Here is a 24,440-nt window from a genome sequence, read left to right on the forward strand (position 1 = left end):
TCTATGAGCGAGAAGTTACAGAAAGTGCTGGCGCGAGCCGGCCACGGTTCCCGCCGTGAAATCGAAACCATTATTGAAGCGGGCCGCGTGAGTGTTGATGGCAAAATTGCCACGCTCGGTGACCGCGTTGACGTGACCCCGGCCCTGAAAATTCGTATCGACGGACACCTCATTTCCATTAAAGAATCCGCTGAACAGATCTGTCGCGTCCTGGCGTACTACAAACCGGAAGGTGAATTGTGCACCCGTAACGATCCGGAAGGGCGTCCGACCGTATTTGACCGTCTGCCAAAACTGCGCGGCGCGCGCTGGATTGCCGTAGGCCGTCTGGACGTTAACACCTGCGGTCTGCTGCTCTTTACCACCGATGGTGAGCTCGCTAATCGCCTGATGCACCCAAGCCGTGAAGTCGAGCGCGAATACGCCGTGCGTGTTTTTGGGCAGATTGATGAAGCTAAACTGCGCGATCTTGGTCGGGGTGTGCAGCTTGAAGATGGCCCGGCTGCCTTTAAAACCATCAAATTCAGCGGTGGTGAAGGGATAAACCAGTGGTACAACGTCACCCTGACTGAAGGGCGTAACCGTGAGGTTCGTCGTCTGTGGGAAGCGGTAGGGGTGCAGGTAAGTCGCCTGATTCGCGTCCGTTATGGCGATATTCCGCTGCCGAAAGGGCTGCCCCGTGGCGGCTATACCGAGCTGGATCTGGCGCAAACCAACTACCTGCGCGAGCTGGTCGGGCTGACGCCGGAAACCACCTCGAAAGTGGCGGTTGAAAAAGATCGCCGTCGCATGAAGGCCAACCAGATTCGCCGCGCGGTGAAACGTCATACTCAGGTGACCAACAGCCGACAGGCGACGGGTGGACGCCGGTCGAGCAGTCGCAATAACAACGGTCAGTAAAAAAAGGGCGCAAGCCCTTTTTTATTGCGGTTGAGTAGTGAGCTGTCAGTAATCAATGCCGATTTGCGCTTTGATCCCTGCCTCAAAGGCATGTTTCACCGGGCGCAATTCACTGACCGTGTCGGCCAGTTCCAGTATATCCCGGTGGCAACCGCGGCCCGTAATGATTACCGTCTGGCTGGCGGGCCGACTTTTCAGCGCATCCAGCACCGACGCCAGTGGCAGATAGTCATAGGCCACCATGTAGGTCAGCTCATCGAGAAGCACCATATCGAGGGAGGGATCGGCCAGCATACGCTGCGCGTGTTCCCAGACGGCGAGACAGGCCGCCGTATCGCTCTCTTTATTCTGCGTGTCCCAGGTAAAACCGGTAGCCATAACCTGGAATTCCACCCCCAGGGGCTCAAGCAGATTTCGCTCGCCGTTAGGCCATGTCCCTTTAATAAACTGGATGACGCCAACCTTTTTATTATGTCCGACAGCGCGAGTGGCGGTACCAAAAGCGGCGGTGGTTTTACCTTTACCATTACCGGTAAAAACAATAATGATGCCGCGCTCATCCTGCGCGGCTGCCACGCGGGCGTCCACGCGTTCTTTTACACGTTGCTGGCGCTGCTGATAACGTTCTTCATTCATTGTGATATCCCCGGTTTTCGTCCTGGTTGCGCGTCAAAGGTCATGCCTGTTTTGCGGCGACTGTCATCACCCATCAACCACAGATAGAGTGGCATAATATCCGCTGGCGTCTTCAGTTTTTGCGGATCTTCCGACGGAAATGCGCTTGCCCGCATGCTGGTACGGGTACCGCCAGGGTTGATGCAATTTACCCGCAGCCGGTTCTGGTACTCCTCTGCCAGCACCTGCATCATTCCCTCTGTTGCAAACTTCGAAGCCGCGTAAGCCCCCCAGTTTGCCCGTCCCTGGCGGCCTACGCTTGAAGAGGTAAACACCAGCGAACCGTTTTCCGCCTTGAGTAATAAAGGAAGAAGCGCCTGGGTCAGATAAAAGGTGGCATTAACATTGACCTGCATTACCGCATTCCAGACGTCAGGTTTCTGTTCATCCATCGGGCAAACGTCGCCCAGTAAACCGGCATTGTGCAGCACGCCATCCAGTCGCGGGTAGCGGGTGGCAAGCTGATGGGCAAGGGCGTGGCAATCCTCAGGGGTGCAGGTGGCGAGGTTGAGCAGATAAATACTGGCGGCCTGCCCCCCGCGTTGCGAGATGCTGTCGGCAACGCGGCGAAGTTTCTCTTCGTTACGACCCAGCAAAATGACGCGGGCACCGTAAGCGGCGTAAGTGAGCGCGGCCTCTTTACCGATCCCATCGCTGGCACCGGTGACCAGGATGATATGGTTGCGTAGCAGGTCGCGTTGTGGCTGGTAATGCACACTGACTCCTTGGTCTGCGCAGGGTGAACTGATGTTGGCTTTATGCCTGAAATGACCGGCTATTTCAATCAGTCTGGGGGAGAGTCGTCGGTCAGCCGGTACAAAGGCGCTGGAAAAAGGGGGCATACCCGCCAGGAGGAGAGCGATGCAGTGCAGACGCGCACCAGCACCTCATGTACACTGGCTGTGAACGTTAAGTGGCTGAACCAAGGTGGAATACGTGGAATTACTGTCTGAATATGGTTTGTTTTTGGCCAAAGTTGCGACTCTGGTTGTCGCGATAGCCGTTGTAGCTATCCTCATCGTTAACCTGAGGCAGCGCAAGCGTCAGCGGGGGGAGCTTCGCATCACCCGCCTGAGTGAACATTATAAAGAGATGCAGGAGGAGATGGCGGTGGCGTTGCTTGACGAGCAGCAGCAAAAACTCTGGCATAAAGCGCAAAAGAAAAAAGCAAAGCTTGAGGCAAAGGAAGCCAAAGCCAAAGCAAAACGAGGCGAGACAGCCACAAGCTTAAGTCCGCGCATTTTTGTCCTGGATTTTAAAGGAAGTATGGACGCGCACGAAGTTGAATCATTACGTGAAGAGATAACGGCCGTTTTAACCCTGGCCCAACCCGAGGATCGGGTTGTCGTTCGACTGGAAAGTCCGGGCGGTGTGGTGCATGGCTACGGTCTGGCAGCCTCTCAGTTGCAACGTCTTCGTGATAAAAACATTCCACTGACGATAGCAGTGGACAAAGTCGCCGCCAGCGGCGGTTATATGATGGCCTGCGTGGCTGATACTATCGTTGCCGCGCCGTTCGCCATTATCGGTTCGATTGGTGTTGTCGCACAGATCCCCAACTTTAACCGTTTCCTGAAAGGCAAAGAGATCGACATCGAGCTGCACACCGCCGGGCAGTATAAACGTACGCTCACGCTCCTCGGAGAGAACACCGAAGAAGGTCGACAGAAATTCCGTGAAAGTCTTAATGAGACGCACGATCTGTTTAAAGAATTTGTTCATCAGATGCGCCCGCAACTGGATATCGATAGCGTGGCGACAGGCGAACACTGGTACGGCACCCAGGCGCTGGAAAAAGGTCTGGTCGATGCCGTAGGCACCAGCGATGAACTTTTGCTGGGCCTTTATGACAAACACGACGTCATTGGCGTGCGTTATCAGCAGCGTAAAAAATTGATGGAAAGGTTTACTGGCAGTGCGACTGAAAGCGTTGATAAGCTATTAATGCGCTGGTGGCAGCGAGGGCAGAAACCGATGATGTAAACGAAACGCGAGGTGTGAGCCTCGCGTTTTTCGTTAATCAATGAGCGTGTACTTTTCCGATAGCTCATGAGCCAGATATTTAAACATGTTAAAAACGGCCGTACTTTTCCCGGTTGGCAGCCCCTGGCTGTCGAGAAAATACTCACCGGTAAACACCAGAATGCCGTTACGTTGGCTCACGCCGGTCGCTTCGATACCTGACAGGGTATCTTCATGATCGCGGATCATTTGATTAGCCAGTTTCAGTAATGACTGGCGGTCAATAGGTTGCGCTGAATCGCTCATCTCGCTCCTCCTGAAAAATTTTACAAGTTTACGCCCCACACCGCGTGTGGGCAAATTTTCCCTGTCCAGGCAAGGGGTTTGCGTCCACGGTGAGGCTGGCGTGAATCTAAAATGCATGCTAATAAAGTTGCTTAACAAATTTTATCAGGTACAGTGTGACGCTTTCGTCAATCTGGCAACAGAATTGCTTGACATTCGACCGCAACATTGTCGTGCTGTATCGCGGGCAGGATAAACCCCCTGTTCATTCACTCACCTGATAGCGATATGTTTTGCTTATGGTTGTATAAACGGTTGATATCCATTGTCGCCGCCACTATATCGTTGGCTCGTCGCCTGTGGAAGGTGAAGCAACGTGCGACGAATTCCTGGAAGAATTTTATTAGGTAAAGGTGAATATGGGTAAAGCTCTCGTCATCGTTGAGTCCCCGGCAAAAGCCAAAACGATCAATAAGTATCTGGGTAACGACTTCGTGGTGAAATCCAGCGTAGGTCATATCCGCGATTTGCCGACAAGTGGCTCAGCACCTAAAAAGAGCGCGGAGTCTACGTCCGCCAAACCGGCTAAAAAGCCCAAAAAAGATGAGCGCGGTGCGCTTGTCAATCGCATGGGTATTGACCCGTGGCACGGCTGGGATGCCCATTACGAAGTGCTCCCCGGCAAAGAGAAAGTGGTTTCTGAGCTCAAATCTCTGGCTGAAAAAGCTGACCATATCTATCTCGCAACCGACCTTGACCGCGAAGGGGAGGCCATTGCATGGCACCTGCGGGAAGTGATCGGCGGTGATGACTCTCGCTACAGCCGCGTGGTCTTCAACGAAATTACTAAAAATGCGATTCGTCAGGCTTTTGAGAAGCCGGGCGAACTGAATATTGACCGGGTCAATGCTCAACAGGCGCGTCGCTTTATGGACCGCGTGGTGGGATATATGGTCTCGCCACTGCTGTGGAAGAAAATTGCCCGCGGTCTCTCCGCAGGCCGCGTGCAGTCCGTGGCGGTACGCCTGGTGGTAGAACGTGAACGCGAAATTAAAGCGTTTGTGCCGGAAGAGTACTGGGAAATTGACGCCAGCGCCGCTACGCCTGGTGGTGATTCGCTGCCGCTTGCCGTCACCCATGAAGGGGATAAACCTTTCCGTCCGGTTAACCGCGAGCAAACTATGGCGGCGGTCAGCCTGCTGGAGAAAGCTCGCTTTACGGTGGTTGATCGCGAAGATAAGCCGACCAGCAGCAAGCCCGGTGCACCTTTTATTACCTCAACGCTGCAACAGGCGGCGAGTACCCGTCTGGGCTTCGGCGTGAAGAAAACCATGATGATGGCGCAGCGTCTTTACGAAGCGGGCTACATTACCTACATGCGTACCGACTCGACCAATCTCAGTCAGGACGCGGTCAGCATGGTGCGTGGGTACATTGGCGAGACTTTCGGTAAGAAATACCTGCCGGAAAATGCTAATCAGTACGCCAGCAAAGAGAATTCCCAGGAAGCGCATGAGGCGATCCGCCCTTCCGATGTTGCCGTAGAAGCGGACGCGCTCAAAGATATGGAAACTGACGCGCAAAAACTGTATCAGCTGATCTGGCGTCAGTTTGTGGCCTGCCAGATGACGCCCGCACAGTATGATTCCACCACCATTACCGTGGGCGCGGCTGATTATCGTCTGAAAGCGCGCGGTCGCATTCTGCGCTTCGATGGCTGGACGAAGGTGATGCCAGCCCTGCGTAAAGGTGACGAAGACCGGACCCTGCCTGCGGTAAACACCGGCGATGTACTGTCCCTGACTGAACTGACGCCGGCGCAGCACTTCACCAAACCGCCGGCGCGTTTCAGTGAAGCTTCACTGGTTAAAGAGCTGGAAAAACGCGGTATTGGACGTCCGTCTACCTATGCGTCCATTATTTCGACGATTCAGGATCGCGGCTATGTACGTGTAGAAAACCGTCGCTTTTATGCCGAAAAGATGGGTGAAATCGTCACCGACAGACTGGAAGATAACTTCCGCGAGTTGATGAATTACGATTTTACCGCCCAGATGGAAGACCGTCTTGACCAAGTGGCTAACCACGAAGCCGAGTGGAAAAAGGTTCTGGACAGTTTCTTCGGTGATTTTTCTCGCCAGCTCGATCAGGCAGAGAAAGATCCGGAAGAAGGGGGGATGCGCCCGAATCAGATGGTGCTGACCAGCATCGACTGCCCGACCTGTGGCCGTAAGATGGGCATACGTACGGCAAGTACCGGGGTTTTCCTCGGTTGCTCAGGCTATGCGCTGCCGCCGAAAGAGCGCTGCAAGACCACCATTAATCTGGTGCCGGAAAACGAAGTGCTCAACGTCCTTGAAGGTGATGACGCTGAAACTAACGCCCTGCGTGCAAAACGTCGTTGCGGCAAATGCGGTACCGCTATGGACAGCTACCTCATTGATCCTAAGCGTAAACTGCACGTCTGTGGCAACAACCCCACCTGCGACGGCTACGAGATTGAAGAGGGTGAGTTCCGCATCAAAGGCTATGATGGCCCGATCGTTGAGTGTGAAAAATGTGGTTCTGAAATGCACCTGAAGATGGGGCGTTTTGGCAAGTACATGGCCTGTACTAACGATGAATGCAAAAACACGCGTAAGATCCTGCGCAATGGCGAAGTGGCTCCGCCTAAAGAAGATCCGGTGCCATTGCCGGAGCTGCCGTGTGAAAAGTCAGATGCCTATTTTGTCCTGCGTGACGGTGCTGCCGGGGTCTTCCTTGCCGCCAACACGTTCCCTAAATCGCGTGAAACGCGCGCGCCGCAGGTCGAAGAGTTATACCGCTTCCGCGATCGCCTGCCAGAAAAGCTCCGCTATCTGGCCGATGCGCCGCAGCAGGATCCCGAGGGGAACAAGACCATCGTGCGCTTTAGTCGCAAGACGAAACAGCAGTATGTAGCCTCTGAGAAAGAGGGTAAAGCCACGGGGTGGTCCGCCTTCTTTATTGAGGGTAAATGGACTGAAACAAAAAAATAAGCATTAGGTTTTAATAGCTTAAACAAAGGGTCGGATTTCCGACCCTTTTTTATTCATCACTTATTATTTTTGGTTCAAATCTATACATAGAAGATATAAATGATATAGTGGTTATAGTTAACCCACTTTTTATTATGAAATCGTCTTAAGCGATAGGCTGATTGCGCGAATTCGGATGGTCTTTCATGAAACTACAGCAGCTTCGTTATATCGTTGAGGTGGTCAATCACAATCTCAATGTCTCCTCTACCGCCGAAGGCCTTTATACCTCACAACCGGGCATCAGTAAGCAGGTTCGCATGCTGGAAGATGAACTTGGGATCCAGATTTTTGCCCGCAGCGGCAAGCATTTAACCCAGGTGACACCAGCAGGCCAAGAAATTATTCGCATAGCCCGGGAAGTCTTATCAAAAGTTGAAGCCATCAAGTCGGTGGCGGGTGAGCACACCTGGCCGGACAAAGGTTCGCTTTATGTCGCGACGACCCACACGCAGGCGCGTTATGCGCTGCCGAACGTCATCAAAGGATTTATTGAACGCTATCCGCGCGTCTCACTACATATGCATCAGGGTTCCCCGACACAGATCGCTGAAGCTGTCTCCAAAGGCAACGCCGATTTTGCCATTGCAACCGAAGCGCTGCACCTTTATGACGATCTGGTCATGCTCCCGTGCTACCACTGGAATCGTTCAATCGTTGTAACCCCCGATCATCCTCTTGCCTCAAAACAATCGGTCTCCATTGAAGAGCTCGCCCAGTACCCCTTAGTAACCTATACCTTCGGGTTTACAGGGCGCTCAGAACTGGATACCGCCTTTAACCGGGCAGGGCTCTCGCCACGCATTGTCTTCACCGCAACAGACGCCGATGTCATTAAGACCTATGTAAGACTGGGGCTGGGAGTGGGCGTAATTGCCAGCATGGCGGTTGATCCTGTCTCGGATCCAGACCTGGTGAAACTTGACGCGCAGGGCGTGTTCAGTCACAGCACGACGAAAATTGGTTTTCGTCGCAGCACCTTTTTGCGCAGTTATATGTATGATTTTATTCAGCGCTTTGCTCCGCATTTGACCCGCGACGTTGTTGATGCCGCTGTTGCCTTACGGTCTAATGAGGATATTGAAGCCATGTTTAAAGACATTAAGCTTCCCGAGAAATAATCGGCAATAGGGTATCCCTTGCACAGAGGGGGATACCTTTAACGCTTCCCTAAGTGCAATTTTCATTATCCCTCTCTTATTCTCTTTCTTATGTTCCCGCCATGACCGCCCATAAACTGCATAATCCGCACGCTTTTTGCGACAAACATAGAAACTAAATTGTCGCTTCGCAAATTTCCTGGTTCAATAATTTATTTCACGTCAAAAGATTAAATATTTCGTTAAAAACAGTACGTAAATTCACTAGCTTTTCGACTAAAGTTTCTTTAGGATTTGTCTCATCTCATGATTAATCGTACCTATTATTGGTGCCTAAAATGATAAGTGATGTCGATTGTACGAGGTTAGCAATGCCATCAGGAAGTGAAGAGCCACAAAGGGATCCGTCAGTGAAACGCAAAGCCTGGCTGGCGGTGTTTCTGGGCTCAGCCCTGTTCTGGGTGGTGGTGGCTTTCGTTATCTGGAAATTTTGGGGTTAAAATGGCGGTAACCGGTCAGGTAGCACCCGTTAAGCAACTGTGTCAGCGACATGACAAACCGCAACACACCAAACCGCAGAGTGATTCGCCGGTTCCGACGTCGTGGAAACTGACGCCGCAACAAAAAGCTTTTATTGATAGCTTCGCAGAAGACGACGCATCTAAACAATAATTATTCGCGGGAACAGGCAGGCTATTACCCTGTTATTCACGCTTGTACTTATGTACTGTTAAATAAATACACCTCAGCAAATAATGTCCCGCGTTATTACGCGGTGTTGATGAAATACCTTTTCTGGTGTGAACAAATGAATAACCGCTGCTCCCTCAAATACTGGTCGTGGATGAGTGTCTTTTCTGTCTCAGCCTTACTTTGGGGCGAAATTATCTGGATTCTGGCCCGCTAATTAATTGAAAAACCTCGCACATGCGGGGTTTTTTATTTCCCTCCTGCCGGGCGTGATGCGCCTGATGCCCATTGCCTGCTTTGTCGATTTGGGTTGTTATCAAAACGTTACGACATGTTTGTGTTATCTTTAATACAGACCCTAAAAACGATCAGGGTTTCGCTATCCCTGTGAATAAGGAGGAGCATATGTCGTTTACCCTACGCGAAGCCAGTAAGGACACATTGCAGGCTGAGAATAAAACCTATCACTATTACAGCCTGCCGCTGGCCGCTAAGGAACTTGGGGATATTTCACGGCTACCCAAGTCACTGAAAGTTTTACTGGAGAATCTCCTGCGCTGGCAGGACGACGAGTCCGTCACCGAGGAAGATATTCGTGCGCTGGCAGGCTGGATAACCTCAGCCCATGCCGACCGCGAAATTGCTTATCGTCCGGCCCGCGTATTGATGCAGGATTTTACCGGTGTGCCTGCGGTTGTTGACCTTGCCGCAATGCGAGAAGCGGTAAAACGCCTGGGTGGCGACACTGCCAAAGTCAATCCTCTCTCTCCGGTAGACCTGGTTATTGACCACTCCGTGACTGTCGATCATTTCGGTGATGATGACGCTTTCGAAGAGAACGTTCGCCTCGAAATGGAGCGTAATCATGAGCGCTATGTTTTCCTGCGCTGGGGGCAGCAAGCGTTCAGCCGCTTTAGCGTCGTGCCGCCAGGTACCGGGATCTGTCATCAGGTCAATCTGGAGTATCTGGGTAAAGCCGTCTGGAGCGAATTACAGGATAAAGAGTGGGTAGCCTACCCGGACACCCTGGTCGGTACGGACTCTCACACCACCATGATTAACGGCCTGGGTGTGCTGGGCTGGGGCGTGGGCGGTATAGAAGCAGAAGCCGCCATGCTTGGGCAACCCGTATCGATGCTTATTCCGGATGTAGTAGGGTTCAAGCTGACGGGCAAATTGCAGGAAGGGATCACGGCAACCGACCTGGTCCTGACCGTGACGCAAATGCTGCGTAAACACGGCGTGGTGGGTAAATTTGTTGAGTTTTACGGCGACGGGCTGGATTCGCTCCCGCTTGCCGACAGGGCTACGATCGCTAACATGGCGCCAGAGTATGGCGCAACCTGCGGCTTCTTCCCTATTGATGGCGTAACGCTGGAATATATGCGCCTTAGTGGACGCAGCGAAGAGCAGGTTGCCCTCGTGGAAGCCTATGCCAAAGCGCAGGGTATGTGGCGAAACGCGGGGGATGAGCCCGTCTTTACCAGTACGCTCGAACTGAATATGAATGATGTTGAGGCGAGCCTTGCCGGGCCCAAACGTCCCCAGGACCGTGTCGCACTCAGCGATGTGCCACAAGCCTTTGCAGCCAGTTCAGAGCTTGAACTTAACACGGCGCAAAAAGATCGCCAGCCTGTTGAATATGTCCTGAAAGGGCAGAAATACCAGTTGCCTGATGGTGCCGTCGTCATCTCTGCTATCACCTCCTGCACGAATACCTCTAACCCCAGCGTATTAATGGCCGCCGGGCTGTTGGCGAAAAATGCGGTCAAAGCAGGGTTAAAACGGCAGCCCTGGGTGAAAGCGTCCCTCGCGCCGGGATCGAAAGTAGTTTCTGATTATCTGGCACAGGCCAGGTTAACCCCTTATCTGGATGAGCTGGGCTTTAACCTGGTGGGCTATGGCTGTACTACCTGTATTGGTAACTCGGGTCCGCTGCCTGAACCTATCGAACAGGCTATTAAGCAGGGCGATCTCACCGTAGGCGCCGTGCTCTCCGGGAACCGAAACTTTGAAGGTCGAATCCACCCACTGGTAAAAACCAACTGGCTGGCCTCACCGCCGCTGGTGGTGGCTTACGCCCTGGCGGGTAACATGAACATCAATCTGGCGACCGATCCACTGGGTCACGATCGCAAAGGGGATCCTGTTTATCTGAAAGATATCTGGCCCTCCAGCCGGGAGATCGCCCGTGCGGTGGAGCAGGTCTCGACCGATATGTTCCGTAAAGAGTATGCCGAAGTGTTTGAGGGCACCGAGGAGTGGAAATCCATTCAGGTGGATCGTTCAGATACCTACGGCTGGCAAAACGACTCGACCTATATCCGGTTGTCACCTTTCTTTGATGAAATGGAAAAAACACCGGAACCGGTCAAGGATATTCATGGCGCGCGTATTCTGGCGATGCTCGGTGATTCGGTCACAACGGACCATATCTCTCCTGCGGGGAGCATTAAAGCCGACAGCCCGGCGGGCCGCTACCTGCAAAGTCATGGTGTTGAACGGGGCGACTTTAACTCCTACGGCTCGCGCCGCGGGAACCATGAAGTAATGATGCGTGGGACTTTTGCTAACATCCGCATCCGTAACGAAATGGTGCCGGGCGTGGAGGGCGGAATGACGCGTCATCTGCCGGGTGACGAAGTCATCTCCATTTATGACGCTGCGATGCGCTACCAGCAGCAGGGCGTGCCGCTTGCTGTTATTGCCGGTAAAGAATATGGCTCGGGCTCCAGCCGGGACTGGGCTGCGAAAGGGCCGCGTTTGCTGGGCGTGCGGGTAGTCCTTGCTGAATCCTTCGAACGCATCCACCGCTCAAATCTGATTGGTATGGGCATTTTGCCGCTGGAGTTTCCACAGGGGACGACGCGTAAAACCCTGGGGCTGAGCGGTGAAGAGAAACTGGATATTGCCGATCTGAACCAGCTTAAGCCGGGTGCCACTATTCCGGTGACCTTAACGCGCACCGACGGTACGCAAGAGGTACTGGAGTGCCGGTGTCGTATCGATACCTCAACCGAGCTGACCTACTATCAGAATGACGGCATTCTGCACTACGTGATCCGTAATATGTTGCATTAATACGGAGCTGGCCGTGGGAGCACCTCCCACGGCCAGCACGCGCTTACTCGCTCAGTAAATGCCCCATTTTGGCAGCTTTAGTGTCGAGGTAATGGGCGTTTTTGGGGTTGCGTCCGACAATCAAAGGAACCCGCTCCACAATATTTATTCCTGCTTCGGTCAGGATCTCAACCTTACGCGGGTTGTTGGTCAACAGACGAACTTCATCGACACCCAACAGCTTGAACATGTCAGCGCACAGGGTGAAGTCGCGTTCATCGGCGGCGAAGCCAAGCTGATGATTGGCCTCGACGGTATCGTAGCCCTGATCCTGTAGCGCATAGGCGCGTATTTTATTCAGCAGACCGATATTGCGGCCCTCCTGACGATGATAAAGCAGTACACCGCGCCCTTCCTCTGCAATATGCGTGAGGGCCGCTTCGAGCTGAAATCCACAATCGCAACGCAGACTAAAGAGTGCATCACCCGTCAGGCATTCAGAATGGACGCGCGCCAGTACCGGCGTCTGCCCGGAAATATCCCCAAAGACCAGCGCAACGTGATCCTGCCCGGTCGCCAGTTCTTCAAAACCCACCATCAGGAAATCGCCCCACGGGGTCGGCAGTTTGGCTTCTGCCACGCGTTTAAGCTGCATGTGATTCTCCAGATTATATTGGCCATTGTTAGTCGGGCCTTATGTATTCCGCTATTTTGCCACAATGCGCTTTACATCACTAATGACCAGCAGATACATCACGGAATAAACGCACAAACATGGCAGTTACACCGAAAATGTTATTTTTCGGTTATGATTGTGATAGATACGAAAGGAGAAACAATGCGGGCTATAGCGAAGCGCACCATGGTCGGTGCGGGAATATTGATGGTGATGCCAGCGCTGGTCTGGATGGTGGGCTGGAACTGGCAACCCGGTTCGAATGTTACCTTTCTCAGAGCATCGTACTGGATAACCGAGACGGTGACCCAACCCTGGGGCATTATTACCCACGTCATTCTGTGTGGCTGGTTTCTCTGGTGCTTACGTTTTCGACTCAAAGCCGCGCTGGTGCTTTTTGTCATCCTCGGGAGCGCCATTCTGGCCGGGCAGGGGGTAAAATCCTGGGTGAAAGATCGTGTGCAGGAGCCGCGTCCCTTCGTCGTCTGGCTGGAGAGCGCCCATAATATTAAGGCGACTGAATTTTACAGTCTGAAACGCAAGGAGCGTGGCCACCTGGTGAAAGCGCAACTGGCCGATGAGCAGCAGGTTCCGGTTTTTTTGCGTAAGCACTGGCAAAAAGAAACCGGTTTTGCTTTCCCCTCCGGTCACACTATGTTTGCTGCCAGTTGGGCGCTGCTGGGGGTAGGACTCCTCTGGCCCCGTCGCCGAACCTGGACGATTGCGCTATTACTCGTCTGGGCGACGGCCGTGATGGGTAGCCGTCTGGTGCTGGGCATGCACTGGCCGCGCGATCTTATCGTCGCTACGCTTATCTCGGGGTTACTGGTGACGATTGCCACCTGGCTTGCACAAAAACTATGTGGTCCGCTCGCGCCGCCAGTGGAAGAACGACAGGAAATAGCTGAAAGGGAGCAGGAGAGTTGAAAACTGGTAAAAAGCCCCTAAATCACCCTGAGGCATCACGCATTTCCGTTTCGCACCAGGCGCTAAAATGGTAATTTATAAGGCTGGATGCAGCCGGTTGAACAGAATTTACTCGCTCACAACCACATAACGGGAAGTAATGTGAAATATTTACTCATTTTCTTACTGGTCCTGGCGATCTTCGTCGTCTCTGTCACGCTGGGTGCCCAAAACGATCAGCTGGTGACCTTCAATTATCTGCTCGCTCAGGGTGAATATCGGATCTCCACCTTGCTGGCCGTGCTTTTCGCTGCGGGCTTTGCCATAGGCTGGCTGATATGTGGTCTGTTCTGGTTGCGCGTGCGTGTCTCTCTGGCGCGTGCTGAACGCAAAATTAAACGACTGGAGCAAAAAATTGCCCCGGTGGCTGATGTCCCGGCGCATTCCGGTACCGCCGTGGTGAAGGAATAACCGTCTATGTTGGAGTTGTTATTTCTGCTGCTACCGGTTGCCGCGGCGTATGGCTGGTATATGGGGCGCAGAAATGCTCAACAAACAAAGCAGGATGAGGCTAACCGGCTTTCACGTGATTACGTGGCCGGGGTTAACCTGCTGCTGAGTAACCAACAGGATAAAGCCGTCGACCTGTTCCTCGATATGCTTAAAGAGGACACCGGCACAGTTGAAGCCCACCTGACCCTGGGTAATCTTTTTCGCTCCCGTGGGGAAGTTGACCGAGCCATTCGTATCCACCAGACCCTGATGGAGAGCGCCTCGCTCACCTACGATCAGCGTCTTCTTGCCGTACAACAGCTGGGTCGCGATTACATGGCCGCCGGTATGTATGACCGCGCAGAAGACATGTTTAACCAGTTGACCGACGAGACCGATTTTCGCATCGGCGCTTTGCAACAGCTGTTGCAAATCTATCAGGCGACCAGCGAATGGCAGAAAGCGATTGATGTCGCTGAAAGACTGGTCAAACTGGGCAAAGACAAACAGCGTGGCGAAATCGCCCACTTCTACTGCGAGCTGGCGCTGCAGCAGATAGGTAATGAAGAACTTGATCGTGCCATGGCATTACTGAAAAAGGGGGCGGCAGCAGACCGTGACAGCCCTCGCGTCTCGATCATGATGGGGCGTGTGCATATGGCAAAGGGTGAGTACGCGAAAGCCGTCGAGTCCTTGCTTCGCGTCATTGATCAGGATAAAGAGCTCGTCAGCGAAACTCTGGAAATGCTGCAGGTCTGCTACCAGCAACTTGGTAAGCATGATGAGTGGGCTGCGTTTCTTCAGCGTTGCGTCGAGGAGAACACCGGCGCAACGGCAGATTTAATGCTGGCGGAAATTATGGAGCAACGTGAAGGCCCGGATTCGGCCCAGGGATACGTGACGCGCCAGCTTCAGCGTCATCCGACGATGCGGGTCTTCCATAAGTTAATGGACTACCACCTCAACGAGGCAGAAGAAGGGCGCGCAAAAGAGAGCCTGATGGTGCTGCGTGAGATGGTCGGTGAACAAATCCGCAGTAAGCCGCGCTACCGGTGTCATAAATGTGGTTTTACCGCCTATACCATGTACTGGCATTGCCCCTCCTGCCGTGCGTGGTCCACCGTTAAACCTATCCGCGGCTTAGATGGTCAGTAAGCAAAAAAACGCCTGATTAGTTACAACATACTTTTCACTCTGATGACTTAAAGGCCGCTCCTCTGCGCAGAAGGTCTGGCAGGGCGTAATGCACTGTCAATTACGCCCTCCCGCAGGTAGAATGCTCGCCGTTTATTCATTGCGCCTGAGCGGGTGCCCTTATCTCAGAAGGTCTCTCCATGACGACTACAGCTTCATCTGTTTCCCGCGCTAAAACGACCTCACCGGTTGTGGTTGCCCTTGATTACGATAACCGTAATAACGCCCTGGCTTTTGTTGACCGCATCGATCCTCGTGACTGTCGGCTTAAAGTCGGTAAAGAGATGTTCACCCTCTTCGGGCCGGATATGGTGCGCGAGTTGCAGCAGCGCGGCTTCGATGTCTTTCTTGATCTCAAGTTCCACGATATTCCTAATACCACGGCCCATGCGGTGAAAGCTGCTGCTGACCTTGGTGTGTGGATGGTCAACGTCCATGCTTCCGGCGGTGCCCGGATGATGACAGCGGCAAAAGAAGCGCTCGTCTCCTTTGGAAACGATGCGCCATTACTGATTGCCGTGACGGTCCTGACCAGCATGGAAGCGGTAGATCTGGAAGGTTTAGGCATTAAAACCACACCGGCTGAACATGCTGAACGTCTTGCCGGGCTCACTCAGCAGTGTGGTCTTGACGGGGTAGTCTGTTCTGCGCAAGAAGCAGTGCGCTTTAAAGAGGCCTTTGGTCAGCCATTTAAGCTGGTGACGCCGGGTATCCGACCTGCAGGAAGTGCGGCAGGCGATCAGCGTCGTATCATGACGCCTGAACAGGCGCAGGCGGCTGGCGTTGACTTTATGGTCATTGGTCGCCCGGTGACGCAGTCCGCCGACCCTGCGCAGACATTACGCGACATCAACGCCTCGCTGCTAAGGAATGCATGATGAACGACAACAACAGTCGTCTGGTCTATTCAACAGAATCCGGGCGAATTGCGGAAGAAAAAAAACCGGCCGAACGCCCAAAAGGTGATGGCGTTGTCCGTCTGCAGCGCCAGACCAGCGGTCGAAAAGGCAAAGGGGTTTGTCTGATAACCGGCATTGATGCCGATGACGCTGCCCTGAATGCGCTGGCCGCTGAGCTCAAGAAAAAGTGCGGCTGCGGCGGGGCTGTTAAAGACGGTGTGATTGAGATCCAGGGCGACAAGCGCGACTTACTGAAAACGTTGCTCGAAGCAAAAGGCATGAAGGTTAAGCTTGCGGGGGGATAACACCAACCCGGCGGTATAAAAAAAGGGTGACGCATTAGCGTTACCCTTTTTCAGTCAGTGCTCAGGTCTTGAAACAAAGTTCATAAAAAGAGGGAAATCCTTCAAAAGGATTATTTACCCACCTGGTGACCAACGATACCACCTACTGCTGCACCGCCCAGGGTGCCCAGCGTACTACCGTCAGTTAAAACAGCACCACCCAGCGCACCAGCACCAGCGCCGATGGCGGTGTTGCGATCACGCTTAGACCAGTGCCCGCACGCACTCAGAGACATTGCCAGGGTAATGGCCAGCATAGCTGTCGCGACTTTTTTACTTGATAACATCATCATACTTTCTCCTGAATGAGTGATTCACGGAAAAGTGTTCTCTTAAAGTATAGCCATTATGGGCAGACAGTAAGACTTTCCGTAAAACCTTGTTGCGCAGGTGTTACTAAAATCACGGGTGTGACAGTCACTTCCTGTTATCTCGCTACATACAATTTTACGTTTGAACCCGCGAAGCGGCAGGGTAAAAAGTCTTAATTGAAACGTCGGAATAATCTCAGATATGAAGGGGATAGCCCGCTATAGCGGGCCTTCTCACTTAAGCAGAAATGGGGCACTCAACGAGACTGACGATCAGTCCTGATTGTTGCAATTGTGTATGCGCTTCGGCAGGAAGTCGCTCATCCGTGATGACGCGGTTAAATGCTTTGCCTGCACCGAGTGTGTACGGGTGCACCACGCCAAATTTAGAACTGTCGGTCAGCACAATGGCTTCACAGCCTTTCTCCAGCACGGCATTCACAACATCGGTGCGCATCATATCGCGACCCGTGAAACCCGTATCCGCCTGCCAGCCATCAATCCCGATGAACGCCTTACTGAAGTGCACCTGCTGGACAAACTGACGCGTCAACGGGCCGACCATACTTTCACTTTTCTTTTGATAGATTCCGCCAAGCAGGATTACGTCGCACTGGGAGTCTTTTAAAAGATGGGCGATGTAGCTGCTTACCGTAATGATGGTGACATCACGTTGCTCACCCAGGCGGCGGGCAAGTAAGGCATTACAACTGCCATTTTCAATAAATACGGTTTCGCCTTCGCTCACCAGTGAGGCGGCAAAATCAGCCAGCTGGCGCTTCACCGTGTAGTTATTCATCATTCGCGTTTCGACGTCATCGCTGTCCAGAGGAACGGCATAGCCATGCGTACGTCGCAAATAACTCTCTTTTTCAAGTGCATTCAGATCCTGGCGAATGGTGACTTCGGACACACCGGTCATTTTTGCCAACTCTGTTACGCTCATTCGCCCTTTATCAATGACCGTCTGAAGAATACGTTGTTGTCGGGAATTCATAGGCACTACTTATAGTTTTTGTAGAATCAGGATGGAAGAAGATCGTATCGCTTTGCAGCTTTACACAGGCGTTAACGACAAAGAAATGGCTACACCTCCCAGGGGGTTCCGCGCAACCTGCTGGCGTTTTCCTGACCGGCGTTTTCACACTGCTGCAATTCCGCTTTCAGGATCTCCAGGTTACGAATGGCGGATTGATGATCCCCGGCAACAAGAATATCCAGCACGATATCAATCCGACTGGTCAGTTGCTTTACGTCGATGTCAGCCATAACTTCACCTTTATATTTGAAAAGTAACAAAATGAATGATGCAGAAAAGAGTGTAAAAAGAGAAGCGGAAAAACGAAATCTCAAAATATTATAAGTACAGATTATATATTCATTAACTTACATTCTGCCCTGATTGCCCCTGGATTAGTCTTGCTCTGCGCACAACGCGCTTTTTATTTCCGGAGGATCAAGTCTATGACAGTAATCAACCAGGCTACGTGCAAACTTTTTACCGATACCGATCGTTTTACGCAACTTTCCTGCTATTACGAAGAAGAGCGCCGCACCGTATGGATGATGTTGCGAGCACAGCCCCGACCCTGTTTTAACCATGTGTTAATTGAAGAGATCATGAATGCGTCCTGGCTCGTTCGCCAGGCGGGTTTCATGGTTGATTTTTGGGTGACGGGGTCTCTGGTCCCCGGAATGTATAATGCCGGTGGTGATTTGGGTTTTTTTGTGGAGTGTATCCGTAATGGACGGCGCGAAGCATTGCGGGCCTATGCGCGCGCCTGCGTGGATTGTGTTCATGCGGCTTCAAGAGGCTTTGATACGGGTGCCATCTCACTGGCTATGGTTGAGGGGAGTGCACTCGGTGGCGGGTTTGAGGCCGCCCTGGCGCACCATTTTCTGCTGGCGCAGCGCGATGCCCGGCTCGGTTTCCCGGAGATAGCCTTCAATTTATTTCCGGGTATGGGCGGTTATTCACTGGTAGCGCGCCGTTCGGGAATGAAACTGGCCGAAGCGCTTATCTACAAAGGCGAGTCGCATACGGCGGAGTGGTTTGAACAGCAGGGGCTGGTGGACCAGCTGTTTGAACCCGGCCAGGGTTACCTGTCTGTCAGGACCTTCATTGATACGCTGCAACCCAGACTCAACGGGATACGCGCCATGTTGCGCGCCCGTCAGCGAGTGATACAGCTCCCACGAAGCGAACTGATGGACATTACTGAAGACTGGGTGGATGCCGCGTTCTGCCTTGAACCAAAGGACATCGCCTACATGGAACGCCTGGTTCTATTACAAAACCGACATGCCGCCGCCAGTCTGAGTAAAGCCAGCTGAGCTATTTACGCGACAGATAACGTTTATACCATCGCTCGAAAACGGCAGCGGGCATGGGTTTAGCAAATAAAAAACCCTGTCGTTCATTGACGCCGTTCTTAGTCAGAAAGGCGTCTTCTTTTGCACTTTCCACCCCTTCCGCAATCACCTGTAAATTAAGCGCCTGAGCCACCGCAACGATAGCCCGCACCAGCGACTGGGAGACAGATTGTTTATGTATATCCTTAACAAAAGATTGATCCAGTTTAATGGCGTCAATCGGGAAGCGGGCCAGTTGCGACAGGGAGGAGTAGCCGGTGCCAAAATCATCGAGATGCACCTGTGAGCCGAGCTCACTGAATTGCTGAATCAGTGACAGTGCAAGTTCTTCATTTTCAATCAGGCAGCTTTCCGTGAGTTCTACATCTATCGGACAATATTCAAAATTCAAATCGCTTAAGGCCTGTTTCAGATCGCTGAAGATAGTCTGGTCGGCTAACTGGCGGGCAGAAACGTTAACCGCTACGCGCAGGTTGATGCCTTTATCACGCCACTTTGCGACCTGCCGCACTACATCCAGCATCACCCAGCGGCCGAGCGGGACGATAAGCCCGGACTCTTCGGCATAGGCGATAAAATCCAGAGGAGGGATCAGACCGCGCTCCGGTGACTGCCAGCGAACCAGCGCCTCCAGGCTGCGAACTTCGCCGCGCCAGGTCACCTTGGGCTGATAATGGATCACTAACTGATCCTTATCGAGGGCTTTGCGCAGGTTGGTGTCCAGCCAGAGGTATTCAAAGACGCGCTGATTCATCTCCGGGGTGAATACGCAAAATTTTCCCTTTCCATTCTCTTTTGCAATGTACATCGCCGTGTCAGCATTACGAATGATGCTTTCCCGATCGTTGCCATGCTGAGGAACCAGGGCAATCCCCAGCGAGCATCCCGTGTAAACCTCAATCAGCCCGATACGGAACGCCTGACGTAAACGGGTAATGATGCGCGACGCCATGGCCTCGAGCGCGCTCTGCGACGAGTCTGTCGCCATCACGATAAACTCGTCGCCGCCGAGTCTCGCCAGGACCTGACCCTCGTCGAGACAGCTTAAAATAGCGAGCGCGACGGCCTGTAAAAGCTGATCGCCAAACATATGACCGTAGGCATCGTTCACCTTTTTAAAATTATCCAGGTCCAGATAGACGATACCAATTTGCGTTTCACCGCGATTATCAATGGCGCTGCTGATTAATTCATGAATAGCATTGCGATTAGGCAGGCCGGTAATGGTATCGGTATTAGCTAAAACGCGCAGGCGCTCCTGAGCGCGGCGTTCTTCAGTAATATCCGTACCCGAACAGATGAGAAAAATTTCATTTTTTCCGCTACCGCTATGAACAAATTTATTGCGAAACAAAAACAGACGTTGTCCTTTGCGGGTTTTAATCCAGCGTTCAACTTCGTATGAGGAACCATTGCGGAAAAATTCACTAATATTTTGCCGTGATGCCGCCGCCTCCTGTTGGTTCATAAAAAGCTTAAATACATTCTGGCCAATCACCTCGTGCTCTTTTAAACCCGTATATTCTTCACTCAGACGATTAAAGCGTTGAATACTGCCATGCCGGTCAACAATGACGATGACCGAGTTAGCTTCTGAAACAACCTGCTCGGCAAAAGAGAGGCCCTGCACCAGATCGCGTGCTACGGAAGAGGTATCATGCCAGGCAGAGGCTGTGCCGGCCCACTCCTGCTGATTAATTTTACGGCCAACGAGATGTACAGGGAGATCATCACCAAAGAGCGACAGATACATCGTCTGACTGGAGGTAATGACCGTCATCTGGCGAAGCTGGGCTGCCTGTTCATCGCTCAGGGTGACGACCTGGCTCACCTCCGCATCCTCATCAGGGGCAAAGTGCAGCGCATTGCTGTCAGCGCTCAGTCGCCAGAAAGGGCTGGTTGAGCCCAGATAACGAAACAGCAAGTTCTGTTCCTGCAAATCTTTCATGCTATCTCCCAACCCACCAAAAAGCGCAACGGATACTCATTCGAGGACGGATAAACCAACAGTACAAAAGGGGGAACCAGGGGAAAAACGTATTGTTTTTACTTACAAACTAATAATAAAACGAGTTCTGTTTAAAAATATAGCGGGTGCGTAAAATTTGCATAGCAAATCACTGGACGTGCGCAGTTATTTTATTGTGGCGGGTTTATACCCGTTGTGGGGGAAATAAAGAAAAAATGCTTGTGAGATCGCATCCATTCATTTCGCCCCCAGACATCAGGGGGCGAATGAGAGCAGGGGATTCAGACCGCCGGACGGGCAATAATGCTGCGTGTTTCCATTCGCACTTCAGCGATAGTCACATCAATAACCTCTGTCACTTTATAAACGGCTTCACCTTTAATTTGTACGGTGCCTGTTTCCTGGCTGCACACCAGTTCGTCACGAACGGCATGAATAAAGGGGGCCGGAATAAAAGCGACCGCGCCATTATCAACGAGGCGCACACGCATACCACCGCGGCTGACATCGATAATTTCAGCGGCAAAGCGCGCATCGGTGCCTGCTTTATCCTGCAAGTAGCGGGCATAGAGCCAGTCGCCCACGTCACGCTCAGCCATACGGTTAAGGCGGCGGCGTTCAGCCATTTGTACCGTCGTGTCAGCCTGCGGACGCGCAACAGATTCCCCTTTGATGATGGCCTTCAACAAACGATGGTTGATCATGTCGCCATATTTACGAATCGGGGATGTCCAGGTCGCGTAGGCTTCGAGACCCAGACCGAAGTGCGGACCCGGCTCGATGCTGATTTCAGCGAATGACTGGAAGCGGCGGATGCGGCTGTCGAGAAAACCAGAAGGCTGCGCATCCAGCTCACGACGAAGCTTACAAAACCCGTTCAGTGTCAGCACTTCTTCGGGGTCAACGTCCATGCCGTGCGTTTTTAACAAGGCGGCGAGTTGCTCGCTACTGGCCGGGTCGAAGCCCATGTGAACGTTGTAAACACCGAATCCAAGCTTGTCGCGCAAAACCCGGGCAGCGCAGATATTGGCAGCGATCATTGCCTCTTCAACGATACGGTTGGCAATGCGGCGTGGCTCCGCGACGATATCAAGTACTTCGCCTTTTTCACCCAGAATGAAGCGGTAGTCCGGGCGATCTTTAAAGACCAGCGCGTGGGTTTGACGCCACTGCGCGCGCGCAAGGCATACCCGGTGCAGCAACTGAATCTGTTGCGCGATGGCATCGCTCTGCGGCTGCCATGATCCGCGTTTTTCCAGCCAGTCAGAGACCTCGTCATATACCAGCTTGGCTTTAGAGGTGATAGTCGCTGCGAAGAAGGTGATCTCCTCTTCAATACTGCCTTCGCTGTCGATGGTCATCCGACAGGCCAGTACCGGGCGGACTTCATCGGCGCGCAGGGAGCACAGATCATCTGACAATTCGCGCGGCAGCATCGGGATATTGAAGCCCGGCAGGTAATTGGTGAAGGCACGAATTTTCGCGTTTTTGTCGATTGCGCTACCTTCTGCAACCCAGGCAGTAGGATCTGCGATGGCGACAGTCAGCTGAAGTTTCCCTTCAGCGGTCTCTTCGACATAAAGCGCATCATCCATATCTTCTGTGCTGGCGCTGTCAATGGTAACAAACGTCTGCGCCGTAAGATCAACACGCTCAAGGCCCTCATCCAGCATGGTGGTGGCCGCGCCGTTCGGTGCCTCTTTTTCAAGATTGTGGCGTGCCAGTGTCACCCACCAGGGGACGAAATGATCGTCACCGAAGGTGATGTATTGCGTCAGTTCGGCATAAAAGGTGCGATCGCCTTTCAGCGGATGGCGGCGCATTTCCGCAACGGCCCAGTCACCCTCTTTAAAATCATGGGTAACCTGGCGATCGGCACGGCAGGGGATGACGTCTTTAATCAGGGGATGATCGGGAACAATCGAGAGACGATCGTCTTTACGCTGAACTCTGCCGACAAAACGGGAGAGGAAGGGTTCAACCAGCTCTTCCGGCTCAGCGGATTCACGGTCTTTTTCAGTGTGGATCACGGCGATAATGCGATCGCCATGCATCACTTTTTTCATCTGCGGCGGTGGAATAAAATAGCTTTTTTGCGCATCGACTTCGAGGAAACCAAAGCCTTTTTCCGTGGCTTTCACGACACCTTCCGCACGCGGTGTCTGTGAATGAAGTTGCTGTTTTAGCTGCGCGAGCAGCGGGTTATCCTGAAACATAGTTTTCTATTTTCGTGGCTGAAAGAGCGGCTGACAGTTTTACGCGAATCCGGGGGTTGCAGCAAGCGCTCTTTGGGCAAAATTCCCTGCTCAGGCTGAGCACTTAACCCGGCGTGGCGCTAAAACATTATGCCGCATCGCCCAGCGCAATGTTGAGGCGATTAAGCCAGCCGCATAAGGCGCACCAGACCAGCAGAGAGAGGGCGGATGTCTCGCAAAATCCCTGAGCCTGTAGTGTGCGAAAATGGGCGGCACTAAACCGGTCCGGGGCGCAGGTGAGGATCTGAACCGCTGACGCGACAGCTATCTCACGCGCGCGGGTTTGCCCGAGTCGTTTTAGCACCCGTTCACCCTGTCTTATCGCCTCCGCCAGATCGTCAGCACCACGCCAGTGCTGCCAGACTTCAGTGAAGCAGTGCAGGCTGCCATTTATGCGAGCGCAATAAAGGGCAATCAGTGCCGCTGTCTCCTCGTCGATAAGCCCACCGTGTACATCGCTGTAAATCTCACCGAGCGCGTCGAGCGACGGGTATTCATGAGCCAGAATGGGTGCTAACAGACGAAAGGCTGGTAGCGGTTGCCAGGCAGCAAGCGATTCCAGCTGGCGGGCGCTGGCGATGCGCATTTCGACGCCCTTTATGCCCGCTGTCCATTGAGTACGCAGTTCAGTAAATGCCGCAGGGGCAGCCTCCTGCTGCATTTCCATGCCAGGGATGAGTCGCACGGGGAGGCCGGTCAGCGCCTGCACGCCCGCCACGATGCGTGCCTGAAATCCGATATACCCAATGATTTGCGCCATCAGAACGGTGTCATACCCGGTGAGTCCCACCTCTTCCAGCTGCTGACGGGCGCGGGCGTCGATGACCTCCGGGGAAGCTGCGAGCTGACGGGCATATTGGGTGATCTGCGCAAGCCGACGGTTGCTTTCACGTGAAGGATCCGGCCCCGGAAGAGGCGCAAGCCGGGCTGCATAGTGATTACACAGACGCTGAACGCCATACACCTGCGCGACCGTCAGGGCCGTGCTCAACCTGTCGTAAATGCTTAACGTGCGCAGGCGACTAACCGCAACACGCGGCGGGAAAAGAAAGCCATAGAGTTGTCGGGCTGGCGTCAGCCAGCGACTACACGCCCCGGTCAATGGGGTGGGTAATGAAAGGTCGAGCAGAAAATGGTCTTCCACCCGTGCAGCTTCCGGCACGAGGGGCAACGACTGATGCTGACGTGCGCTCGACTGCGTTTCATGATACCAGTGGCTTTTGCCGGAAAAACGGCGTTGTTCCATGGTCGTTCCTTGTCAGAAGTGGCGATCCGGACACGTCGTGGCAAAGA

24 protein-coding genes are annotated in these 24,440 nt (G+C 53.0%); 14 read left to right on the forward strand and 10 right to left on the reverse strand.

Going from position 1 to position 24,440, the window contains the following annotated elements:
- The first annotated feature begins 3 nt into the window (after window positions 1-3).
- Window positions 4-900: a 23S rRNA pseudouridine(2605) synthase RluB gene (gene rluB, locus KXR87_RS01615; protein ID WP_437430515.1), complete on the forward strand. Its 897-nt coding sequence runs from the start codon at window positions 4-6 to the stop codon at window positions 898-900.
- A gap of 45 nt (window positions 901-945) precedes the next feature.
- Here the strand turns inward: rluB and cobO are convergent, their stop codons facing one another.
- Together cobO and KXR87_RS01625 are read right to left on the reverse strand one after the other, a co-directional pair.
- Complete coding sequence (gene cobO / locus KXR87_RS01620; protein ID WP_437430516.1) at window positions 946-1,536, reverse strand: cob(I)yrinic acid a,c-diamide adenosyltransferase; 591 nt, start codon at window positions 1,534-1,536, stop codon at window positions 946-948.
- Window positions 1,533-2,291 (reverse strand): YciK family oxidoreductase, encoded by a 759-nt coding sequence (locus KXR87_RS01625; RefSeq protein ID WP_437430517.1) that lies wholly within the window; start codon window positions 2,289-2,291, stop codon window positions 1,533-1,535. Before KXR87_RS01625 ends, cobO begins: the two co-directional genes overlap by 4 nt.
- Before the next feature lie 220 nt (window positions 2,292-2,511).
- On the opposite strand from KXR87_RS01625, the gene sohB reads away from it, so the two are divergent.
- Complete coding sequence (gene sohB / locus KXR87_RS01630) at window positions 2,512-3,558, forward strand: protease SohB (RefSeq protein WP_437430518.1); 1,047 nt, start codon at window positions 2,512-2,514, stop codon at window positions 3,556-3,558.
- 33 nt (window positions 3,559-3,591) lie between these two features.
- On the opposite strand, the gene KXR87_RS01635 is transcribed toward sohB, so the two are convergent.
- The gene (locus KXR87_RS01635; RefSeq protein ID WP_437430519.1) at window positions 3,592-3,843 is read right to left on the reverse strand and encodes a YciN family protein; all 252 of its coding nucleotides are present in this window, start codon (window positions 3,841-3,843) and stop codon (window positions 3,592-3,594) included.
- A 398-nt stretch (window positions 3,844-4,241) separates the two neighbouring features.
- On the opposite strand from KXR87_RS01635, the gene topA reads away from it, so the two are divergent.
- From topA to acnA, 6 genes are all read left to right on the forward strand, one after another.
- Window positions 4,242-6,839, forward strand: a complete 2,598-nt coding sequence (topA, locus tag KXR87_RS01640; protein WP_437430520.1) for a type I DNA topoisomerase — start codon at window positions 4,242-4,244, stop codon at window positions 6,837-6,839.
- A 185-nt stretch (window positions 6,840-7,024) separates the two neighbouring features.
- The gene (gene cysB, locus KXR87_RS01645; RefSeq protein ID WP_437430521.1) at window positions 7,025-7,999 is read left to right on the forward strand and encodes an HTH-type transcriptional regulator CysB; all 975 of its coding nucleotides are present in this window, start codon (window positions 7,025-7,027) and stop codon (window positions 7,997-7,999) included.
- 317 nt (window positions 8,000-8,316) lie between these two features.
- A complete protein-coding gene (locus tag KXR87_RS01650) occupies window positions 8,317-8,478 on the forward strand; it encodes a YmiA family putative membrane protein (protein WP_437430522.1) in 162 nt (53 codons plus the stop codon).
- Window position 8,479: 1 nt separating this feature from the next.
- Window positions 8,480-8,650 carry a hypothetical protein gene (locus tag KXR87_RS01655; RefSeq protein WP_437430523.1) on the forward strand — a complete coding sequence of 57 codons (171 nt, stop codon included), beginning with the start codon at window positions 8,480-8,482 and terminating at the stop codon, window positions 8,648-8,650.
- 136 nt (window positions 8,651-8,786) lie between these two features.
- On the forward strand, window positions 8,787-8,885 hold the full coding sequence (gene ymiC / locus KXR87_RS01660; RefSeq protein WP_437430524.1) for a small membrane protein YmiC: 99 nt from the start codon (window positions 8,787-8,789) through the stop codon (window positions 8,883-8,885).
- A 188-nt stretch (window positions 8,886-9,073) separates the two neighbouring features.
- Window positions 9,074-11,749 carry an aconitate hydratase AcnA gene (acnA, locus tag KXR87_RS01665; protein ID WP_437430525.1) on the forward strand — a complete coding sequence of 892 codons (2,676 nt, stop codon included), beginning with the start codon at window positions 9,074-9,076 and terminating at the stop codon, window positions 11,747-11,749.
- Between the two features lie 43 nt (window positions 11,750-11,792).
- Here acnA and ribA read toward each other — a convergent pair whose 3' ends face one another.
- Window positions 11,793-12,383, reverse strand: coding sequence for a GTP cyclohydrolase II (gene ribA, locus KXR87_RS01670; RefSeq protein WP_437430526.1), 591 nt, complete (start codon window positions 12,381-12,383; stop codon window positions 11,793-11,795).
- A 183-nt stretch (window positions 12,384-12,566) separates the two neighbouring features.
- Here ribA and pgpB point away from each other — a divergent pair, with 183 nt between their 5' ends.
- The 5 genes from pgpB to yciH all read left to right on the forward strand — a co-directional run bounded on the left by pgpB (window position 12,567) and on the right by yciH (window position 16,200).
- The gene (gene pgpB / locus KXR87_RS01675; protein ID WP_437430527.1) at window positions 12,567-13,331 is read left to right on the forward strand and encodes a phosphatidylglycerophosphatase B; all 765 of its coding nucleotides are present in this window, start codon (window positions 12,567-12,569) and stop codon (window positions 13,329-13,331) included.
- Between the two features lie 141 nt (window positions 13,332-13,472).
- Complete coding sequence (locus KXR87_RS01680) at window positions 13,473-13,781, forward strand: LapA family protein (RefSeq protein WP_437430528.1); 309 nt, start codon at window positions 13,473-13,475, stop codon at window positions 13,779-13,781.
- Window positions 13,782-13,787: 6 nt separating this feature from the next.
- Window positions 13,788-14,957, forward strand: a complete 1,170-nt coding sequence (gene lapB, locus KXR87_RS01685; RefSeq protein WP_437430529.1) for a lipopolysaccharide assembly protein LapB — start codon at window positions 13,788-13,790, stop codon at window positions 14,955-14,957.
- A gap of 179 nt (window positions 14,958-15,136) precedes the next feature.
- Complete coding sequence (pyrF, locus tag KXR87_RS01690) at window positions 15,137-15,874, forward strand: orotidine-5'-phosphate decarboxylase (protein ID WP_437430530.1); 738 nt, start codon at window positions 15,137-15,139, stop codon at window positions 15,872-15,874.
- Window positions 15,874-16,200 carry a stress response translation initiation inhibitor YciH gene (gene yciH / locus KXR87_RS01695; RefSeq protein ID WP_437430558.1) on the forward strand — a complete coding sequence of 109 codons (327 nt, stop codon included), beginning with the start codon at window positions 15,874-15,876 and terminating at the stop codon, window positions 16,198-16,200. Before pyrF ends, yciH begins: the two co-directional genes overlap by 1 nt.
- A 110-nt stretch (window positions 16,201-16,310) precedes the next feature.
- On the opposite strand, the gene osmB is transcribed toward yciH, so the two are convergent.
- The 3 genes from osmB to yciZ all read right to left on the reverse strand — a co-directional run bounded on the left by osmB (window position 16,311) and on the right by yciZ (window position 17,819).
- The gene (osmB, locus tag KXR87_RS01700) at window positions 16,311-16,529 is read right to left on the reverse strand and encodes an osmotically-inducible lipoprotein OsmB (protein ID WP_437430559.1); all 219 of its coding nucleotides are present in this window, start codon (window positions 16,527-16,529) and stop codon (window positions 16,311-16,313) included.
- Between the two features lie 259 nt (window positions 16,530-16,788).
- Window positions 16,789-17,547: a DNA-binding transcriptional regulator YciT gene (yciT, locus tag KXR87_RS01705; RefSeq protein WP_437430531.1), complete on the reverse strand. Its 759-nt coding sequence runs from the start codon at window positions 17,545-17,547 to the stop codon at window positions 16,789-16,791.
- A gap of 89 nt (window positions 17,548-17,636) precedes the next feature.
- On the reverse strand, window positions 17,637-17,819 hold the full coding sequence (gene yciZ, locus KXR87_RS01710) for a protein YciZ/DeoL (protein ID WP_437430532.1): 183 nt from the start codon (window positions 17,817-17,819) through the stop codon (window positions 17,637-17,639).
- A gap of 195 nt (window positions 17,820-18,014) precedes the next feature.
- On the opposite strand from yciZ, the gene KXR87_RS01715 reads away from it, so the two are divergent.
- Complete coding sequence (locus tag KXR87_RS01715) at window positions 18,015-18,884, forward strand: crotonase/enoyl-CoA hydratase family protein (RefSeq protein WP_437430533.1); 870 nt, start codon at window positions 18,015-18,017, stop codon at window positions 18,882-18,884.
- Window position 18,885: 1 nt separating this feature from the next.
- Here the strand turns inward: KXR87_RS01715 and pdeR are convergent, their stop codons facing one another.
- From pdeR to KXR87_RS01730, 3 genes are all read right to left on the reverse strand, one after another.
- Complete coding sequence (gene pdeR / locus KXR87_RS01720) at window positions 18,886-20,871, reverse strand: cyclic di-GMP phosphodiesterase (RefSeq protein WP_437430534.1); 1,986 nt, start codon at window positions 20,869-20,871, stop codon at window positions 18,886-18,888.
- Window positions 20,872-21,173: 302 nt separating this feature from the next.
- On the reverse strand, window positions 21,174-23,108 hold the full coding sequence (locus KXR87_RS01725; protein WP_437430535.1) for an exoribonuclease II: 1,935 nt from the start codon (window positions 23,106-23,108) through the stop codon (window positions 21,174-21,176).
- A 127-nt stretch (window positions 23,109-23,235) separates the two neighbouring features.
- On the reverse strand, window positions 23,236-24,393 hold the full coding sequence (locus KXR87_RS01730) for a CMD domain-containing protein (protein WP_437430536.1): 1,158 nt from the start codon (window positions 24,391-24,393) through the stop codon (window positions 23,236-23,238).
- Between the last annotated feature and the right edge of the window lie 47 nt (window positions 24,394-24,440).

Origin of the sequence: Yokenella regensburgei, from assembly GCF_051486985.1 — a bacterium.
Lineage (GTDB): Bacteria > Pseudomonadota > Gammaproteobacteria > Enterobacterales > Enterobacteriaceae > CBFFRJ01.

Excerpts from the sequence above, each read along its gene's own strand:
- KXR87_RS01650 (WP_437430522.1), top strand. The coding sequence starts at position 8,317 with ATGATAAGTGATGTCGATTGTACGAGGTTAGCAATGCCATCAGGAAGT.
- rluB (WP_437430515.1), top strand. The coding sequence starts at position 4 with ATGAGCGAGAAGTTACAGAAAGTGCTGGCGCGAGCCGGCCACGGTTCC.
- KXR87_RS01730 (WP_437430536.1), bottom strand. The coding sequence starts at position 24,393 with ATGGAACAACGCCGTTTTTCCGGCAAAAGCCACTGGTATCATGAAACG.
- yciH (WP_437430558.1), top strand. The coding sequence starts at position 15,874 with ATGAACGACAACAACAGTCGTCTGGTCTATTCAACAGAATCCGGGCGA.
- topA (WP_437430520.1), top strand. The coding sequence starts at position 4,242 with ATGGGTAAAGCTCTCGTCATCGTTGAGTCCCCGGCAAAAGCCAAAACG.
- KXR87_RS01655 (WP_437430523.1), top strand. The coding sequence starts at position 8,480 with ATGGCGGTAACCGGTCAGGTAGCACCCGTTAAGCAACTGTGTCAGCGA.
- pdeR (WP_437430534.1), bottom strand. The coding sequence starts at position 20,871 with ATGAAAGATTTGCAGGAACAGAACTTGCTGTTTCGTTATCTGGGCTCA.
- pgpB (WP_437430527.1), top strand. The coding sequence starts at position 12,567 with ATGCGGGCTATAGCGAAGCGCACCATGGTCGGTGCGGGAATATTGATG.
- KXR87_RS01725 (WP_437430535.1), bottom strand. The coding sequence starts at position 23,108 with ATGTTTCAGGATAACCCGCTGCTCGCGCAGCTAAAACAGCAACTTCAT.
- yciT (WP_437430531.1), bottom strand. The coding sequence starts at position 17,547 with ATGAATTCCCGACAACAACGTATTCTTCAGACGGTCATTGATAAAGGG.
- ribA (WP_437430526.1), bottom strand. The coding sequence starts at position 12,383 with ATGCAGCTTAAACGCGTGGCAGAAGCCAAACTGCCGACCCCGTGGGGC.
- KXR87_RS01635 (WP_437430519.1), bottom strand. The coding sequence starts at position 3,843 with ATGAGCGATTCAGCGCAACCTATTGACCGCCAGTCATTACTGAAACTG.
- KXR87_RS01715 (WP_437430533.1), top strand. The coding sequence starts at position 18,015 with ATGACAGTAATCAACCAGGCTACGTGCAAACTTTTTACCGATACCGAT.
- cysB (WP_437430521.1), top strand. The coding sequence starts at position 7,025 with ATGAAACTACAGCAGCTTCGTTATATCGTTGAGGTGGTCAATCACAAT.
- ymiC (WP_437430524.1), top strand. The coding sequence starts at position 8,787 with ATGAATAACCGCTGCTCCCTCAAATACTGGTCGTGGATGAGTGTCTTT.
- lapB (WP_437430529.1), top strand. The coding sequence starts at position 13,788 with ATGTTGGAGTTGTTATTTCTGCTGCTACCGGTTGCCGCGGCGTATGGC.
- pyrF (WP_437430530.1), top strand. The coding sequence starts at position 15,137 with ATGACGACTACAGCTTCATCTGTTTCCCGCGCTAAAACGACCTCACCG.
- osmB (WP_437430559.1), bottom strand. The coding sequence starts at position 16,529 with ATGATGTTATCAAGTAAAAAAGTCGCGACAGCTATGCTGGCCATTACC.
- yciZ (WP_437430532.1), bottom strand. The coding sequence starts at position 17,819 with ATGGCTGACATCGACGTAAAGCAACTGACCAGTCGGATTGATATCGTG.
- cobO (WP_437430516.1), bottom strand. The coding sequence starts at position 1,536 with ATGAATGAAGAACGTTATCAGCAGCGCCAGCAACGTGTAAAAGAACGC.
- acnA (WP_437430525.1), top strand. The coding sequence starts at position 9,074 with ATGTCGTTTACCCTACGCGAAGCCAGTAAGGACACATTGCAGGCTGAG.